At 46.1% G+C, this 16,133-nt stretch carries 13 protein-coding genes; 2 read left to right on the top strand and 11 right to left on the bottom strand.

Translation table 11 applies throughout. The annotated features are described in order from the left end of the window. The first annotated feature begins 9 nt into the window (after positions 1-9). Both infB and ABJ384_RS13330 read left to right on the top strand, forming a co-directional pair. The gene (infB, locus tag ABJ384_RS13335; RefSeq protein ID WP_166169537.1) at positions 10-2,715 is read left to right on the top strand and encodes a translation initiation factor IF-2; all 2,706 of its coding nucleotides are present in this window, start codon (positions 10-12) and stop codon (positions 2,713-2,715) included. Then, complete coding sequence (locus ABJ384_RS13330) at positions 2,715-3,122, top strand: ribosome-binding factor A (protein WP_086195213.1); 408 nt, start codon at positions 2,715-2,717, stop codon at positions 3,120-3,122. Before infB ends, ABJ384_RS13330 begins: the two co-directional genes overlap by 1 nt. A gap of 121 nt (positions 3,123-3,243) precedes the next feature. Here the strand turns inward: ABJ384_RS13330 and ABJ384_RS13325 are convergent, their stop codons facing one another. From ABJ384_RS13325 to ABJ384_RS13275, 11 genes are all read right to left on the bottom strand, one after another. Next, entirely contained in the window at positions 3,244-3,642 is a 399-nt protein-coding gene (locus tag ABJ384_RS13325) for a Na+/H+ antiporter subunit G (protein ID WP_349927885.1), read from the bottom strand. An 11-nt stretch (positions 3,643-3,653) separates the two neighbouring features. After that, entirely contained in the window at positions 3,654-3,929 is a 276-nt protein-coding gene (locus tag ABJ384_RS13320) for a monovalent cation/H+ antiporter subunit F (protein WP_166169533.1), read from the bottom strand. Continuing rightward, positions 3,926-4,447, bottom strand: coding sequence for a Na+/H+ antiporter subunit E (locus ABJ384_RS13315; protein ID WP_166169531.1), 522 nt, complete (start codon positions 4,445-4,447; stop codon positions 3,926-3,928). The genes ABJ384_RS13320 and ABJ384_RS13315 overlap by 4 nt, the downstream gene beginning before the upstream one ends. A 2-nt stretch (positions 4,448-4,449) precedes the next feature. After that, on the bottom strand, positions 4,450-6,258 hold the full coding sequence (locus tag ABJ384_RS13310) for a monovalent cation/H+ antiporter subunit D (RefSeq protein WP_349927883.1): 1,809 nt from the start codon (positions 6,256-6,258) through the stop codon (positions 4,450-4,452). Continuing rightward, complete coding sequence (locus tag ABJ384_RS13305; RefSeq protein WP_349927881.1) at positions 6,258-6,623, bottom strand: Na+/H+ antiporter subunit C; 366 nt, start codon at positions 6,621-6,623, stop codon at positions 6,258-6,260. Before ABJ384_RS13305 ends, ABJ384_RS13310 begins: the two co-directional genes overlap by 1 nt. Position 6,624: 1 nt before the next feature. Continuing rightward, a complete protein-coding gene (locus ABJ384_RS13300; protein ID WP_349927879.1) occupies positions 6,625-9,462 on the bottom strand; it encodes a monovalent cation/H+ antiporter subunit A in 2,838 nt (945 codons plus the stop codon). 389 nt (positions 9,463-9,851) lie between these two features. Further along, the gene (locus tag ABJ384_RS13295; protein ID WP_349927877.1) at positions 9,852-11,219 is read right to left on the bottom strand and encodes an AAA family ATPase; all 1,368 of its coding nucleotides are present in this window, start codon (positions 11,217-11,219) and stop codon (positions 9,852-9,854) included. Positions 11,220-11,249: 30 nt separating this feature from the next. After that, the gene (locus tag ABJ384_RS13290; RefSeq protein ID WP_349927875.1) at positions 11,250-12,755 is read right to left on the bottom strand and encodes a UvrD-helicase domain-containing protein; all 1,506 of its coding nucleotides are present in this window, start codon (positions 12,753-12,755) and stop codon (positions 11,250-11,252) included. 15 nt (positions 12,756-12,770) lie between these two features. Continuing rightward, complete coding sequence (hisIE, locus tag ABJ384_RS13285; protein WP_180043274.1) at positions 12,771-13,553, bottom strand: bifunctional phosphoribosyl-AMP cyclohydrolase/phosphoribosyl-ATP diphosphatase HisIE; 783 nt, start codon at positions 13,551-13,553, stop codon at positions 12,771-12,773. 230 nt (positions 13,554-13,783) lie between these two features. Then, entirely contained in the window at positions 13,784-14,863 is a 1,080-nt protein-coding gene (locus tag ABJ384_RS13280) for a patatin-like phospholipase family protein (RefSeq protein WP_349927873.1), read from the bottom strand. A 163-nt stretch (positions 14,864-15,026) separates the two neighbouring features. Beyond that, the gene (locus ABJ384_RS13275) at positions 15,027-16,127 is read right to left on the bottom strand and encodes an autotransporter outer membrane beta-barrel domain-containing protein (RefSeq protein WP_349927871.1); all 1,101 of its coding nucleotides are present in this window, start codon (positions 16,125-16,127) and stop codon (positions 15,027-15,029) included. Positions 16,128-16,133 lie beyond the last annotated feature (6 nt).

Raw genomic sequence — 16,133 nt, 5'->3', positions numbered from 1 at the left:
AGGAAATATATGACGGACAAGTCGATTAAAGAGTTGGCTCTCAGCGTGGATCGCCCCGTTGAGAAGCTCCTAGAGCAGGTTCGTGACGCAGGTTTACCCCAACGTAAAGCTGAAGATATTATTTCCACTGAACAACAAAATACCCTCGTTAACCATTTGAAGAAAGTTCATGGTCAGGACGATGGGAATGCAGGAAAAATCACGTTGAAACGTAAAACAACCAGTACTGCTAAAGTGGCCAGTACATCAGGTAAGGCGAAAACAATTAATGTAGAAGTTCGTAAGAAGCATACATTTGTTAAGCCAGATCCGGAACAGATTAAAGCTGAAGCTTTAGCGAAGGCACAAGCCGAACAGAATTCGCGTGAAGCTGAGCAAAAGCCAGCAGCGAAAGCTGAAGAACCTAAGCAACAACCTGAATCTAAAGCAAAACAGGCTTTAGAAGCAATGCGTGCAGCAGCGAAGCAAGAAACTGCGAAGCAAGAAGTACCAAAAGCAGCGGTTGTGGTAAAACGCAAGTCAAACAACAAGCCGATTGTAAAACAGCCGGTTAAAGTGACTGAAACACCAGAACAGAAGAAAGCACGTGAAGCACAAGCTGCACAGTTAAAAGCAGTTGAAGAAGCAGCACGTCGTAAATCGGCTGAAGAAGCACAACAACGTACGCTTGAACAAATGCGTCAAATGGCTTCCAAGTATTCTTCTGAAGATGCCACGGCAACAATTCGTGTGATTGATGATTCTCCACTGGCTGCCGGTCTGGTTGGTCAGGCGTATGAAGATTCTTTTGCGAAAGAAGACCGTGAAATTAAACGTGGTGGCAATACCACTAATGCGCGTGCACCGAAAAAAGGTGGTCGTCGTGGCGAAGAGCAATCTTTCCGTGATAACTCGCATAAACGCGGTTTAAAATCAAGTCAGGCGAACAAGCATGGCTTTGAAAAACCAGTTAAAAAACAAATTTATGATGTTGAAATCGGCTCAACCATCATCGTAGCTGACTTAGCTGCGAAAATGGCAGTGAAGGTGCGTGAAGTTATCAAGGCACTCATGAAAATGGGTGAATTGGTTACTCAGAATCAGGCGATTGATCAAGAGATTGCAGCGCTTGTGGTGGAAGAAATGGGTCATAACCCAGTTCTAGTTTCTGATACTCAGGCTGAAGACAACTTGCTTGAAGCGGCTGAAGAAGCACGTGGTGCTCAAACGACTCGTGCTCCTGTAGTAACCATCATGGGCCACGTTGACCATGGTAAAACATCGCTGCTTGACCGTATCCGTCGTACCAAAGTGGCTGCAGGCGAAGCGGGTGGTATTACCCAGCATATCGGTGCTTATCACGTGAAAACGGATAAAGGCATTATCACTTTCTTGGATACCCCGGGACACGCAGCGTTTACCGCAATGCGTTCACGTGGTGCGAAAGCGACTGATATCGTGGTGCTGGTTGTTGCAGCGGATGATGGTGTAATGCCACAAACTGCGGAAGCGATTGACCATGCACGTGCTGCTGGTACGCCAATCATTGTTGCAATTAACAAGATGGATAAAGAGTCTGCTGATCCTGACCGTGTATTGAACGAATTGACCACGAAACAGATCGTACCTGAACAATGGGGCGGTGATGTACCGGTTGCCATGGTTTCAGCACACTCAGGTCAAGGTATTGATGAACTTCTAGACCTGATTTCAATTCAAGCAGAATTGTTAGAGTTGAAAGCATCTGAAGAAGGTGCTGCTCAAGGTGTGGTCATTGAAGCACGTGTAGACAACAGCCGTGGTGCGGTAACGTCTATCTTGGTTCAAAACGGTACATTGAATGTAGGTGATCTTGTCCTTGCAGGTTCATCTTACGGTCGCGTTCGTGCGATGGTGGATGAAAATGGTCAACGTATCAAATCTGCAGGTCCATCAATTCCTGTAGAGATCCTGGGTCTTCCGGAAGCACCAATGGCCGGTGACGAAGTTCTTGTTGTGAATGACGAGAAAAAAGCACGTGAAGTTGCCGATGCGCGTATGGATCGTGAACGTCAAAAACGTCTTGAACGTCAATCTGCAATGCGTCTTGAGAACATCATGGCATCGATGGGCAAGAAAGATGTGCCTATCGTGAATGTGGTACTCAAAACTGACGTGCGCGGTACTTTGGAAGCATTACACGTGGCACTTGCCGAACTGGCAACTGATGAAGTGAAAGTACGTATTATTGGTTCAGGTGTCGGTGCAATCACTGAGTCTGACGTAACGCTGGCTGAATCTTCTGAAGCGGTATTGCTTGGCTTTAACGTTCGTGCTGACAATACTGCGCGTCAAAAAGCCGATGAAGACGGTATCGACATTCGTTACTACAGCATCATCTATCAATTGATTGATGACGTGAAAGCAGCAATGAGCGGTAAACTTGCTCCTGAACACCGTGAAACAATTCTGGGTGTGGCTGAAGTGCGTGAAGTGTTCCACTCAAGCAAATTCGGTGCGGCTGCAGGTTGTATGGTACTTGAAGGTGTATTGCACCGTAATAAACCAATCCGTATTCTTCGTGATGACGTGGTGGTGTTCCAAGGTGAGCTTGAATCTCTTCGTCGCTATAAAGAAGTGGTGGAAGAAGTTCGTGCCGGTATGGAATGTGGTCTTGCAGTGAAAGGCTATAAAGACATCAAAGCACAAGATAAGATCGAAGTGTATGATGTTCAATTGATTAAACGGAGTCTTTAATGGCGGGTAGTCAACGTCTGAAGCGTATGGCAGATTCAGTTCAGCGAGAGTTGTCTGAACTGATTCGCCAGGAGCTGAAAGATCCACGCCTGGGTGGTCTGGTGACCATCTCTGCGGTGAAAGTTAGCCCAGATTTAGGATATGCCGAAGTTTATGTGACCGTGATGGGGCGTGAGCTGGGCGATGAGCAAAGTGAAGCGGCAAACAAGGAAACGTTAGATGTCTTAAACAAGGCATCTGGTTTCCTGCGTCACGAACTCAGTCGTCGTATCAAGACACGTATAACGCCTCGCTTGCGTTTCCATTACGACAAAACCAACGCGTATGGCAACTATATGTTTGGTCTGATTGCAGAAGCAGTGAAGGATTTACCTCCAGCTGATGATGCAAAAAAAGATGATGAATAATCGCTAAAAAGAAAAGCCACCTTCGGGTGGCTTTTTTGTGGCGGAAAATTCTGCTCAGAAGAATAAATTTGTGTAAAACGGTATAAAATTTTAAGTTAAGTTTAGAACAACAAGAACGGTTTCAGCTGACATCATTATGTGAATCATCTTCTGTTTTGGGATTGCGACGCCGGGTACGTTGCCAGGGCAAGGGACGTTCAAGTGCTTCAGGTACTTCACCACTGGTTGAGCGTAAACGTAAATGCAATGCTGCCTGTGCCATAAGGTTTGCCGACACGGGGGCAGTAATGAACGCCAGTAAAGTCAGTAACAATTCGGCAAAACCGAAACGTCCCTGAAAGGCTGAAAAGATCATGGCAGCAATCAGGAAACTGCCCAGACCCAGGGTACTGGATTTGGTCGGCGCATGCAGGCGCATAAATAAATCGGGCAGACGAACCATCCCAATGCCGCCTACCAGCATGAAGAACGAGCCAATCAACAAAAAAATTGAGACCAGGATTTCCATGAGAAGTTGCATTGCTGTTGCTCCTAGTCGACCACATGGCCAGTGGTAAAGTAGCGTGCCAGCGCTGCGGTGGAAACAAATCCAAGCATGGCAACCAATAAAGCTCCTTCAAATAAGGAGGTGCTTGCCCAGTAGATGCCCAGAATGACCACCAGACAGGTCGCATTCAGAAACAGGGTATCCAGTGCTAAAAGCCGGTCCACGATGGAAGGGCCGATCACCATACGGATCAGGCAAAGAAACATGGAAATGGTGATTGCGACCATACACAGACCAAGTGCATAAGGCAAAATAGTCATGAATCTTCTCCTAATTCCACATCAAAAATTTCAATCAGCGCTTTTTCATAACGATTTTTAATTTCGATAATATCGATTTCGGCATTATCGGTACTCAGGGCATGAACCAGAATATCACCACGATCGTGATCGATCCCTGCGGTCACGGTACCCGGCGTAGTGGTAATAATCAGGGCCAGCAATACATTGACCTGTTCATGCTGGGTTTCCAGAGGTACACGAAACCATTTCGGATGCAGTTTATGGGTGGGGCCAAGCACCTGTTTGGCCACTTTAATATTACAAACAATAATGTCCCATAACACCACAAAGAATAATTTGATAGCCAGAATCCAGTGAATATTTGGGGTGTTGCCAATAAAGGGTTTGACTAGATATGGAATGGCAATGCCCAGCAATAAGGCCATCAGCAAGGTTGCCGGATCCAGACTATGCGCCAGCATGATCCAGCTTAAGGCCACAATCACGGAGACGAAGGGATGCGGCAGCCAGCGGTCCAAAAACGATGTTTTTTGCATGTTTAAGGCTCCATCGGCTTGAGTTTGGCATCATCCGGATCAGTGGCTTGCTGGTCTTGCTGCTGCCTGATCTGGCGTTGTTTATATTCTGAAATGTGCTCACCTTCTAAAGTATTTTTCGAGATGATATACGGAATCAGATGTGCATTCGGATCGACGGTTTCACCGCCATATTTGGTTTCAGGTAAATTTTCAGGATTATAAGGCTGTACGCTAATCACCTGATTCAGGACATCTTTGTGTAAAATGACATCTTCATACACAGCATTATTCTGGATCTGTTCAGCCGTTTTAAACATGTATTGCTGAATCGGATTTGCGCAAACCATATAGAGTACCAAGCCTGACAACAGCAGATAAATGGTTTTGTCATTGCGTATCGGGGCATGATTGGGTATGGCTTGATATGCTTTAAATGCTTCGGTTTCCGCTTGATCTTCAGGTTTGCTGGCACGCCAGAACAGAATGAATCCCACCCGGGTAAAGGCAATAATGCTGAGTAAACTCACTAGCAGCACCACCGCAATAATTACACCTTGATAAGGGGAATGAGAAGTCGCCTGCAAGATAAAAACCTTGCCTAAAAATCCGCTAAAAGGCGGTAAACCCGCCATCATCAAGGCAATGAAAAAGAAGGTGAGGGACACCGCTTTTTGCTGTTTCATTTTCGGAGCGATGTTGAAATGATCTTTGAATGTACCGCGCTGTGAGGTAATCCAGCCACAGAGCAGATAAAACGCAGCGCCAATAATGGTGCTATGCACCAGATAATACAGTCCTGCAGCCCAAGCCAATGTATTAAATAATGAAATGGCAATCAGCAGCGTGCCAATCGAAGATAAAATCATAAAGCCGACAAAACGGCGTAAACGTTCCGCGCCAATGGCACCAATCACGCCATAAACCGAGGTGACCAAACCGATCGGAAGTAACCAATTTGCCAGAATGCCCTGACTGAAATCATCATCAAAAATCGTGCCATTGACTCGAAGAATGGCATAGATCCCCACTTTGGTCATAATGGTGAAAATGGCAGCGACCGGAGTGGTGGCTACGGCATAGGTTTTTGGTAGCCAAAACCCGACTGGTAACATTGCAGCCTTGATGCCAAAAACCACAAATAATAATAAGCCGCCTGCAGCTGCCAAGATATGCTGGTCTCGTTCTAACAGCGGGATTAAACGTGCAACATCAGCCATATTTAAACTGCCGACACTGCCGTAGATCATGCCTAAGCCAATCAGGAACAGCGCAGAGGCCAGCAGGTTGATGGTGACGTAGTGAACGCCGAGTTGAAAACGCGCCTTGCCTTGTCCGTGTAGCAGCAGGACATAAGAAGCCATCAGCAGGATTTCAAAGAATACGAATAAATTAAATAAGTCGCCTGTCAGGAATGCACCGCATAAGCCCATGAGTAAAAAATGGAACATGGCATGGAAATAACGCCCTTGAGTATCCCACGCGTGACTGGCAAACCATAAAATTGGGGTCGCCAGGGCATAGGTCAGCACCAGCATCAGTGCAGAAAGCTGATCCAGAACCAGCACAATACCAAAGGGTGCAGACCATTCACCGAGGATGTAGGTGCTAATCTGCCCGCTGCTGGCGAAGATTAAATACACGATGGCAGTGCCTAAGCCCAGGATTGAAGAGACGTAGCTGATGCCACGACGCCAAGGTTGTCGCCAGTCGTGTGCTAATGAACCTTTGCCGGGATTACCCAAAAGAACCAGTAAGAAACCGGTAAATGCCGGAATTAAAATGCTAAATATTGGGGTGTGTTCAGTCCAGAACTGGATGAAGGCATTCATTAAGGCTCATCCTCGCGCGGGTCAATCGGGGTGATTTCTTCTTTTGAGTCGACATGGTCGGTACCGCTTTCATAACGGCTGCGTAAAGCCAGCTGGACAATAAAGGCCGTGGTGGCAAAACCGATCACAATGGCTGTCAAGACTAGCGCTTGAGGTAAAGGATCGGTGACTTTGGTGGTTTCAGTCAGTATAGCCGGGGCATTGACCTGAATCCGGCCCATGGCAAACAGGAACAGATTGACCGCATAGCCAATCATGGCCAGTCCTAAAACCACGGGAAAAGTACGTGCACGCAAGATCAGGTAAATTCCCGTGGCAACCAGTAAACCAATGGCAGAGGCAAGTAAAAACTCTAGACTGATCATTTTATTCCCCCTTCAATACTGGACCAGACATGCTGGAGTGGCGTGAGTCACCCAGGACGGAAATCATCAACATGGTGGCACCCACGACGGTGACATAGACACCGACATCAAATAATGCAGCGGATGCCAAATGGATATCACCTAACAGGGGCGGAGTGATATGAACATGGGCACTGGTCAGGAATGGACGTCCCCAGAACCAGGCAGCGAGTCCGGTCAGTCCTGCAATGCTTAGACCTGAACCAATCCAGATTTCATATAAGCGGCCGGATTTGGCTCTGAGCATCTGTTCAGCCTGGTCTTGTCCTAAGGCAATGTACTGGATCACCAGGGCCAAAGCGGTAATCAGGCCGGCAATAAAACCACCGCCGGGCAGATTATGGCCACGCAGGAAGATATACAGGCTCACCACCAGCGCTAGAGGTAATACCCAGGATGCGGTAATACGGAACATCAGCGGAGAGGGATTAAAGCGGTAGGTCAGGCCCTGGGTAATGGTGGTGCCGTGAGCACGCATGCCATCCATTAAACACAGTGCGCCAATCGCAGCGATGCCCAATACGGTAATTTCCCCAAAGGTATCGAAACCACGGAAGTCGACCAGAATTACGTTAACCACATTGGAACCGCCACCGAGTGGTAGTGACTGCTGCAGAAAGAACCATGAAATCGAGTTGTGGTCACGGGTCAGCATCAGCCAGCTAATCCAGCCGATGCCCAGACCACCACCAATGGCGATTAGGGCATCGCGCCAGCGCCGTGAAACGCTGGACTCATAAGGGGTAAGCTGTGGCAGTAAGGACAGGCTCATCAGCAGCAATACCGTCGTGACTACATCGACCGTGATTTGGGTGAGGGCCAGATCAGGTGCAGACAAGGTTACAAATACCAGTGTCACGACCAGACCGACCGCACCGCTAATCAGCACGGCCTTAATCCGTTCATGGTGAAACCACAGCATCATCCAGCAGGCTGAGAACAAGAGCAGCCACAACACAATGGCAATTGCTGGAGCATGGACGAGTTCACGTGTACCAGTGGTCAGGCCTTGATTGATAAAGGGCATAGTCAGCAAAGCACCACTAAACAGCACAATCCACATCAGATAGCTTTGCAGTGAACCATTTTCAGTTTGCCGTTTGAACTTACGTGAACTCAGTAACAGATGTTTTAAAAATAAATCAAATAGCACTCTGCCCTGAAATTTTCCAAGCACAGGATCGAGATCAATTTCCCGAATGCGACCGCCTTTGGCCAAAGCAAAATAGAAAGTGATTCCGCCCAAAAGTGCCACAATACTCATCAGCAAAGGCAGGTTAAAACCATGCCAGATGGCTAAATGAGTACCAACAAAGTCTGGCATTTGAGTGCTGGCACGTGCAGTTGCATTGACAATATTTTCCACCAGCAATGAAGGTACCAGGCCGACCAGAATACATAAAACCGCCAGTAGTATTGCGGGTACACGCATGCCCAGCGGCGGCTCATGTGCTTGCCGGTTCGGGACCCCTGCGCCAATCGGACCATCGAAAAATACGCCATGCACTAAACGTACCGAATAAGCCACTGCGAAAATTCCGGCCAGGGTTGCCAGAATGGCAGAAACAATGAGCACAGGACCTGAAAGGCTGGCCAATAGTTCAGTAAAGAACATTTCCTTGGACAGGAAGCCATTGGTCAGGGGCACACCAGCCATAGAGGCGGCAGTGATCATGGTCAGGGTGGCGGTAAAGGGCAGCAGTTGCCAGATCCCACTAAGCTTACGCAAATCGCGGGTTCCGGTTTCATGGTCAATGATCCCGGCAATCATGAACAAAGCCGCTTTAAAGGTGGCGTGATTAATAATATGGAAAATGGCAGCAGCAATTGCCAGTGGTGAACCTAATCCCAGTAAGCACACAATCAAGCCTAAATGACTGATGGTGGAGTAAGCCAATAAGCCTTTTAAGTCTTCCTTGAAAATGGCAAAGAAGGCAGCCATACATAAGGTGAACAAGCCCACGAAAGTCACAATATTGTGATACAGCGCTGCACCTACAAAAATTGGCGTAAAACGTGCCAGCAGGAAAATTCCGGCTTTGACCATGGTGGCAGAGTGCAAATAGGCTGAAACCGGCGTCGGAGCTGCCATGGCATTCGGCAGCCAGAAGTGAAACGGGAACTGGGCACTTTTGGTAAATGCACCCAGTAAAATCAGCAGCAAGCTTGGAACAAATAGCGAGTGACTTTGAATTTGATCCTTCATCGTCAAAATCTGGTCAATCTGATAGGTTCCGGTGATTTGGCCGAGCAGAATGAAACCGCCCAGCATGGCCAGACCGCCCATGCCGGTAATGGTCAAAGCCATACGTGAACCGCGCTGTGCCGCTTCGTAATTGCTCCAGTAACCGACCAGCAGAAAGGAGGAAATACTGGTCAGTTCCCAAAAAATAAGCAGTAAAATTAAATTGTTAGAAAGTGATATCCCGAGCATGGAGGCCATGAACAGCATCAGCAGAAGATAGAGCTTGCTCAGAGAATTTCTAGGATTTAAATAATAATAGGCATAAATATAAATGAGCGTTCCGATCCCGCTAATCAGCAAGCAAAACAACAGGCCTAAGGCATCCAGACGAAAGCTTAAGTCAATGCCTAACTGGGGTAACCAGGCCCAGCTTTGTGTTATTGTTCCGCCATTAAACACATCTTTGGCTTGCAGCAGTAACAGGGTCAGACTACTCAGGCTGACCCCTAAGGCTGCTAAAGCCGTTAGCCCGCGTGAAAATTTCAGCCACGAGACAAGGGTTGTGCCTAGTACTAACGGTAGCAAAATAATAATCGGTAGCACACTCATATCCAAAGTCGTGAGTTAGGCTATAAACACCTAAGCGTGAATCTTATCTTCCAAGGATTACAGGAATGCAAAGAACAATCCAAACTTCTCAATCTTGAAAGCCGGTTTGAGTTAAAAAATGAAAAACAAGCTGTGTTGCGCAACCTGTAAAAAAGTCATAGTAGAATCGGATTTTACTATTAAACTTTAAATATACATGATCTTATTGCATGAGTAAAACAACATCAATTATTTTTGCGCACACACTCGGGTTTGTTAACATTTCATAAATACTTGCCTGACTTATTATACGCCCCTGCATGCTTGAGGGGCGTCGCCTGTTTAGCCAGATGCAATGCTAAAAGGGATTTTTAAAAAGATCCTGAGTATTTTCTAGCACTATTCAAATTGTTGTGTCAGGAGATAGGATGAGAGGAAGAGGTGTCATCCTGCTGTTGCATTAAGTGCAATAATTCTGTTTGTTGTTCGGGGGTTAAATATTGCTTGATCTGCTCTAACAAGCTTTGTGGGGTCATACTTTCTGATACAGGCTCAGTTAAGGCATCGGCTTCAATCACTTCCTCATTAAACACCAGATTTTCATAAATTGAATCAAATTCTTCCTTGAGCGGTTGCAATTGCATATCAAACAGCTGTTTATGCTCCAGTTTTAAACATTGATATTCCACTGCATGTTCCAGTAATTCCATACGGTTGCCGGTGGCAATAATCTGCAAACGCGGAAAAGCCTGATGCAGGTGCTGTAAAATTACTTGCGAGGTATTTTGATCCAGCTGGTGATCAATCGCATCAATCAGCAAAATGCCATCACCTTCCAGACAGGGATATAAACTTTTGGGATTGAGCAGGCATAAACGCCGTACAATATCTCCTACCAGGGCGATCCAGTTTTTAACACTGTTGGAAAGTTGCTGATAGAGCATGGTTTTTCCCGCATAACTCACCATCAGTTGCAATTTAGGCTGATACTGCACATAAATGTCTTCAAAATTGGGAAGAACGGTGCTCAAAGCCTGTTTTAAAGCGTCCAGACTCGGCGCGTTCATTTGCTTTTGGGCATGGACCAATTGTTGTAAAAAATCTTTGTCTTTATTTTTCTGGATGGACGAATTGGTAATGAGCTGCTGAAACAGCTGCGCAATCTGAGCATTTTCAATATCGCTGATTTCACGAAACCATTCAAAGAAACGGCTAAAGGTGGTATAGGGAATGCTGGAAATTTCATAGGCATGTGAAGCCTGAAACACTACCGGATTATTTTTGCTCTGAATATTCATTTCATGCACAAAACGTTCTGCCGGGTAATAGGCAATCAAGGGCAAGCCTTGCTGCTGATCGTGCTTCAGCGCGTTATGATAGAGTTCCACCAGATTGTCTAATTGCTGGGTTTCGGCTTTGCTGGTGCCAATGCCATGACTATTTAAAGTTTTATAAATCTGCCAGTCACACGTCGTCAGGGTCTTGTCCCCCGCTTCGCTAGAGGCATTTAAAGTCCCAATATCGGGAGGAATCTGAACCCGAATATCAATTTTGGATTGCAGGCGGGTAAACATGATGTCCTGATCCTGCATGACCACACCGGCAGCACGCGAGTCTTTATAACGGGCTGCAAACCAGGTGAGTGCCTGATAGGTAAATTTTAAAATACCGGTTTTACCGGAGCTTTGATCACCCAGAATCAGGGTGATGGGTTTGTCATTAAATTTCAGCTTGAGATCGGCAAAATGAAGCGCGTGTTTGAGTTGAATGGAGTCAATTTTCATAAAACACCTGCCTTGCAGCTAAAGCGAAACTTATTCTCCCACAGCTTTACGCAGCGAGACTGGCATTTGCTTTTTCAGCTGTTGTACCAGATCGTAAATGTGGTGAATATTTAAACTTACTTTAGCACGTGTACAGGCCACGTAAAGCAATCTTAACTCTTCGTCACTAATTTTATGGTCTTTTTCATTGACCTTAAACTGATAGTCATCTTCGATATGCACACGGTCCCATTCCAAGCCTTTGGCCTTGTGGGCGGTCGAGATAATGTAGTCGGCCTGTTCAATCGGGGTAATTTTGGCTAAGGCTCTTTTGAGTGGGTCGGTGCCGTGATCATCCACCAATTTTACCAGCGGTTTAATGTCACTGCCATCATTGGTTTCACAGTATTCATGCACGTCATGCCAGGAATTAAACCAGGCCAGTTCGGGTACATCGGTGACGCGGCGACCCTGTTTCAGCATGCTGGCTGCATCAACAAAACGGTTTAGTCTGACATGATCGGCCTGCAAGCTGACCTTGTCACCATGCACCAGTCCGGAAAGCAGCAATTCCATCGCGCGGGCATTGGTGCGGCACAAAATCGCATCACGCTGTTTGGTATGCGGTTTATTCACCACTTTGGAATTCAGTAACGGATTGCCGAGCAAGGGCACCGTTTCGTTTAATGCACCCAAGATGGCATTGGCATTTAAGGCAATTTCTTCACCAAAACGGAACGAGGTAGTCAGGCGTGATTCAGGCAGTGGCAATTGTTGCATGGCATTGACCGCACCACGCCAGGCATAAATTTGTTGATGGGCATCGCCGACATAAATGACCTGGGTGTTTTTTTGCCGCAGTAAAATTCCGAGCATTAAAGGGTCTGCATCTTGTGCTTCATCAAACAGCACATAGTCTGCTGGAATATTCGGTTCAGACAGCGCCCAAAGTTTCAGGTAAATATCATGTCCTATACCGGCCTGATGATTGGGATCAATTGATTCTAACCAGCGCCGTTCAATGGCCGGATAAAGATGCTTCTGCAATTCTTCAATATCGTCCGGATGCAACCAGCTTGGTGCCTGCAGATGTCGCGGTGCCGGATACTGCGAACTGGTCGAGCAGAAATAGCTGACTGCATTGGCCACCAGACTGGCGAGACGTGACGGCATCATCACATATTTTTCATAACGGCCGCCCATCATCCGGCGCAGAGTAATCGGTTGTAGCCGGTATTCCTTGGCAATAAAGCTCGGACTTAAACGTGGCAAGCGCAGTTTGTCGGTGATACCACGCGGCACGCTACGAAAAGCCAGCGAGTGAAAGGTTCGACAGTCGACATTGCGATGAAATTTACTTTGTGCTTCTGCTGCAATGGCTTTGTTAAATGCCAGATACATGCCACGCCGTTCTGGCATGGCATCGCTGATCATTTGCAGGGTGGTGGTTTTACCTGTGCCAGCATAGGCAATCACCTTGAAGGAATTGCCCAGACGCGCATTATCTATAGCAAGTGCTTGCTCATAGGTGGGATTGGGCTTTTTAGATACTGACACGGTAAAAATACTGAATTAATGCTGACGATTGGCTTTTTCCACCAAGCCAGACAGGCCTTGGCGACGCGCCAGCTCGTTTAATACCAGTTGTGGGTCGAGGTCGAAATAACCCAGCATCACAATGGTGTGGAACCATAAATCGGCAACTTCGTAAATCAGGTCGTTTTTATTGTCGGTATTGGCTTCAGATTTAAAATCTTTGGCTGCGATGATGGTTTCAACACTTTCTTCACCGACTTTTTCCAGAATTTTGTTCAAGCCTTTGTGATACAGTTTGGCGACATAAGATGAATCCGGGTCGGCTTTTTTGCGCTCTGCCATCATCTGGCCCAAATAGTCCAGAACTTCGACCTGTTCAGACTGGGCAGTCGATGCATTCATGGCTAGGGTATGTGGATTGGTTGATTTTTCAGCATAAATCTGGCTCGGATCTTTCAACTGTGCATCGACAATTTCCCAGCCATTTGCAGTCAATTTGCGGTAGAAACACGATTCACGACCAGTGTGGCAGGCAATACCGCCGTGCTGTTCAATCTGCAACACAATCACGTCGGCATCACAATCCAGACGGATTTCATGCACAGTCTGGAAATGACCGGATTCTTCACCCTTGTGCCATAACTTGTTACGTGAACGGGAGAAATATACGGCCTGATTTTTCTCGGCAGTGAGTGCCAAAGCCTCCCGGTTCATCCAGGCTACCATCAGCACACGTCCGCTTTGATGATGCTGGGCAATGGCAGGGATCAGACCTTGTTCGTTAAATTTTACTTCATCGAGCCATTGCGCGTTGTTCATGAGAATTTCACCAAAAATATGTTCAAAATGGAAAACAGCGAATCAAAATCGCAGCTGTATAGTGTACGTGATTAGCGACTGTTTGAGAAAAAAATATACGTATGAACCTTTTGATTTCTGATTCAAGAGGTTCAGGTGCTTTATTCACCCAAGATTTTATAATATTCCAAGCATAGGAAAATAAACCGGTTCACTTAATCAAGCGCCTATAGTTTTTCCTCTACTTGATTTTATAAATCCTGCATCAGCTGCGGAAAGTTCTGTTTTTCCACCATTTCCAAAAACTCATCCCCCATGCGCTGGCTTTCTGCTACAGACTGATTCCACATTTGAATCCGCTGTTTTTGGTCCAGCCCTTTTAGAGTGAAATCTTTACGATCCGGCAAGCGACCGAGCGGTAAGGACTGTAAATATTCGATTGAGGGGGAAAGTAGTAAAGTCCGTGCCTGATTTTCCGGATTGGCCTTGCGCTTTTTCAACATCTTGTCAAACCAGCCCGGAGTAATGCTGTCGCTAAAATGCGGATACAGCACAATGCCCTGGCTCTGAAACGGCAGATCAAGGTGATAATCAATTAAACCGCCATCACGGTAACTGCCTTTCGGGGCGTCGGGAATATCGCGGATTGCTGCCATCACTCCGGGAATAGAAGCTGAAGCCATCAGCCAGGAGGTGACATTGCTGAGATTTAAAGGCTGATAATGCGTGGTAAAATCATCATCGACTTTAAATTGTGTCCCCATTTCCGGTTGGCTGATTACCCTTTGCATAAACAGACGGTTGTGTTTACGTGCCACGGCATTACTGCCAATAATGCCGGCAACCGATGCCAGTAAAGGCAGGGATCTGTCACTCTGGAAAATGTGCTGGGCTTTGACCGAGATGACGGTCAGATGATAGTCCGGATGCTCAACCAGCTGCTGTTCTTTGCCTTGCACCAGATCGAGCAGCATGTTATGGCAAATTTGCCCCACTTCCTGCCGTGACATTTTTTTATGGAAATGCAGGTTGGTATAAAGCTCCGCAAGGCGTTCGGTGCCTTCCTTCGCACCCCATGCAGCAATACTGGCAAAGCGCCAGCTACCGATGGATGAACCAATCAAGGTTCTGCGCCGTGGCGCTTGTGCCAGGAAATCGCCAAAAATGGCCTGATCGAGGGCTTGAATGCCAAGGCCTTTGGGGCCACCTGCTGCACCGGGAACAATATCGACAAAATTTGCCTGCAAACCTTCTTTTTCAATCAGTTGGCGTGCCAACCGGCCAGCACGGACATTTAAAGAAGAAGGGCGTTTTTGCAAGATTTGCATCATGATCTATCATTCAATCTACAGGTGTGCAGTTATTTTAATCTGTCTAGGGTACGCAACAATGGCGAGATCATTCAGTGAATGACTGATGAGTCAGTAAAAATAAAAATCCGCATCTTACGTAAAGCTGCGGATCGATAAACGGTTTTTTAAAAGGATTTTAAGCCTAGAACATACGGATATTGAGCCCTAAAGAAGCCAGTCCATAACGTTTATCTAGGCGTGATGCTGTTACCCCGTTATAGAGAAAAGGAATATGACCAACAAAGTTGTTCTGATAAATTTCACCCTGCAAGAAAGCAGTGATCTGTGGAGTAAAATCGTAGCTGAATTTTACGCCAAGAGTATGATTGTCTTTAATCGGAGTGTTACCAAAATTACTCACGCGATCATCAATATCGTTACGCCATAAGTGCTGGTATTGGTAGGCAACTTGGCTTTCAAATTGTTTATAGCGCCAGTTCCATGAGCCGCCTAGGCCTGCATAATAACTATCGTAATTCAGGTCTTTTTGCATATCGAGGCCAAATTGATCAGCATATTGCCCGACATCAATATCACGCACAATTAATCCGTCAATCAGACATCGGCCAATAGGAGTACCAGTTACTTGATTATTGGAGTTAATATTGATATTTGCTTTACAGTCACGTCCCTCGCCTGTTAGATGAACCATTAGATCAAGTTCATCAACTTTGACCTGACTGTATCCTAACGATCCAAATAAATTGATTTGATTCATAAAATCAATTTTATGGGTGTAGATAGTATCTAACTGAATTTGCATATCGCGCGGGTTAGAAACTATAACTTCATCAATCTTACGACCATTGACCAGAGTAGGGGTAGATTTGCTTAGTTCATTTGCCTTGTTACCCCAGAAAGAAAGCTTAAATGCAAGATCAGAGTCATCTGTAGAAAGGCTTTCGGGCGTATAAGTCAAACCTAATGCAGTAGTATTTAGTTTATTTGTATCTTGGGCAAACTCGATTTCACGATGCCAGTAATCAGCATTTATAGACCATTCTGGATATAGTTGGTACTGAACATTCAGATGTCCACCGATATAATCTCCTGAATCTCCTTTCACACCCTCACTTTCTCGTAAATTCAGAAAGTCTACAGTGTCATTGACTAAATCTAAACTTATATTGGTGGTGAGCTTATTTTTAGCAGGAGTCGCTTGTAAAAACAAATCATCAGGTGCAGCATAGCTATTAGAAAAAATTAATGCCACAGAGATAAAAAGTAATGATTGATTTTTCAACTTGAA

The sequence above is a fragment of the Acinetobacter sp. A1-4-2 genome (genome assembly GCF_040233925.1).
Lineage (GTDB): Bacteria > Pseudomonadota > Gammaproteobacteria > Pseudomonadales > Moraxellaceae > Acinetobacter.
Note: the sequence above shows the minus strand (reverse complement) of the source record. Positions and strands in the feature narration are given on the sequence as shown.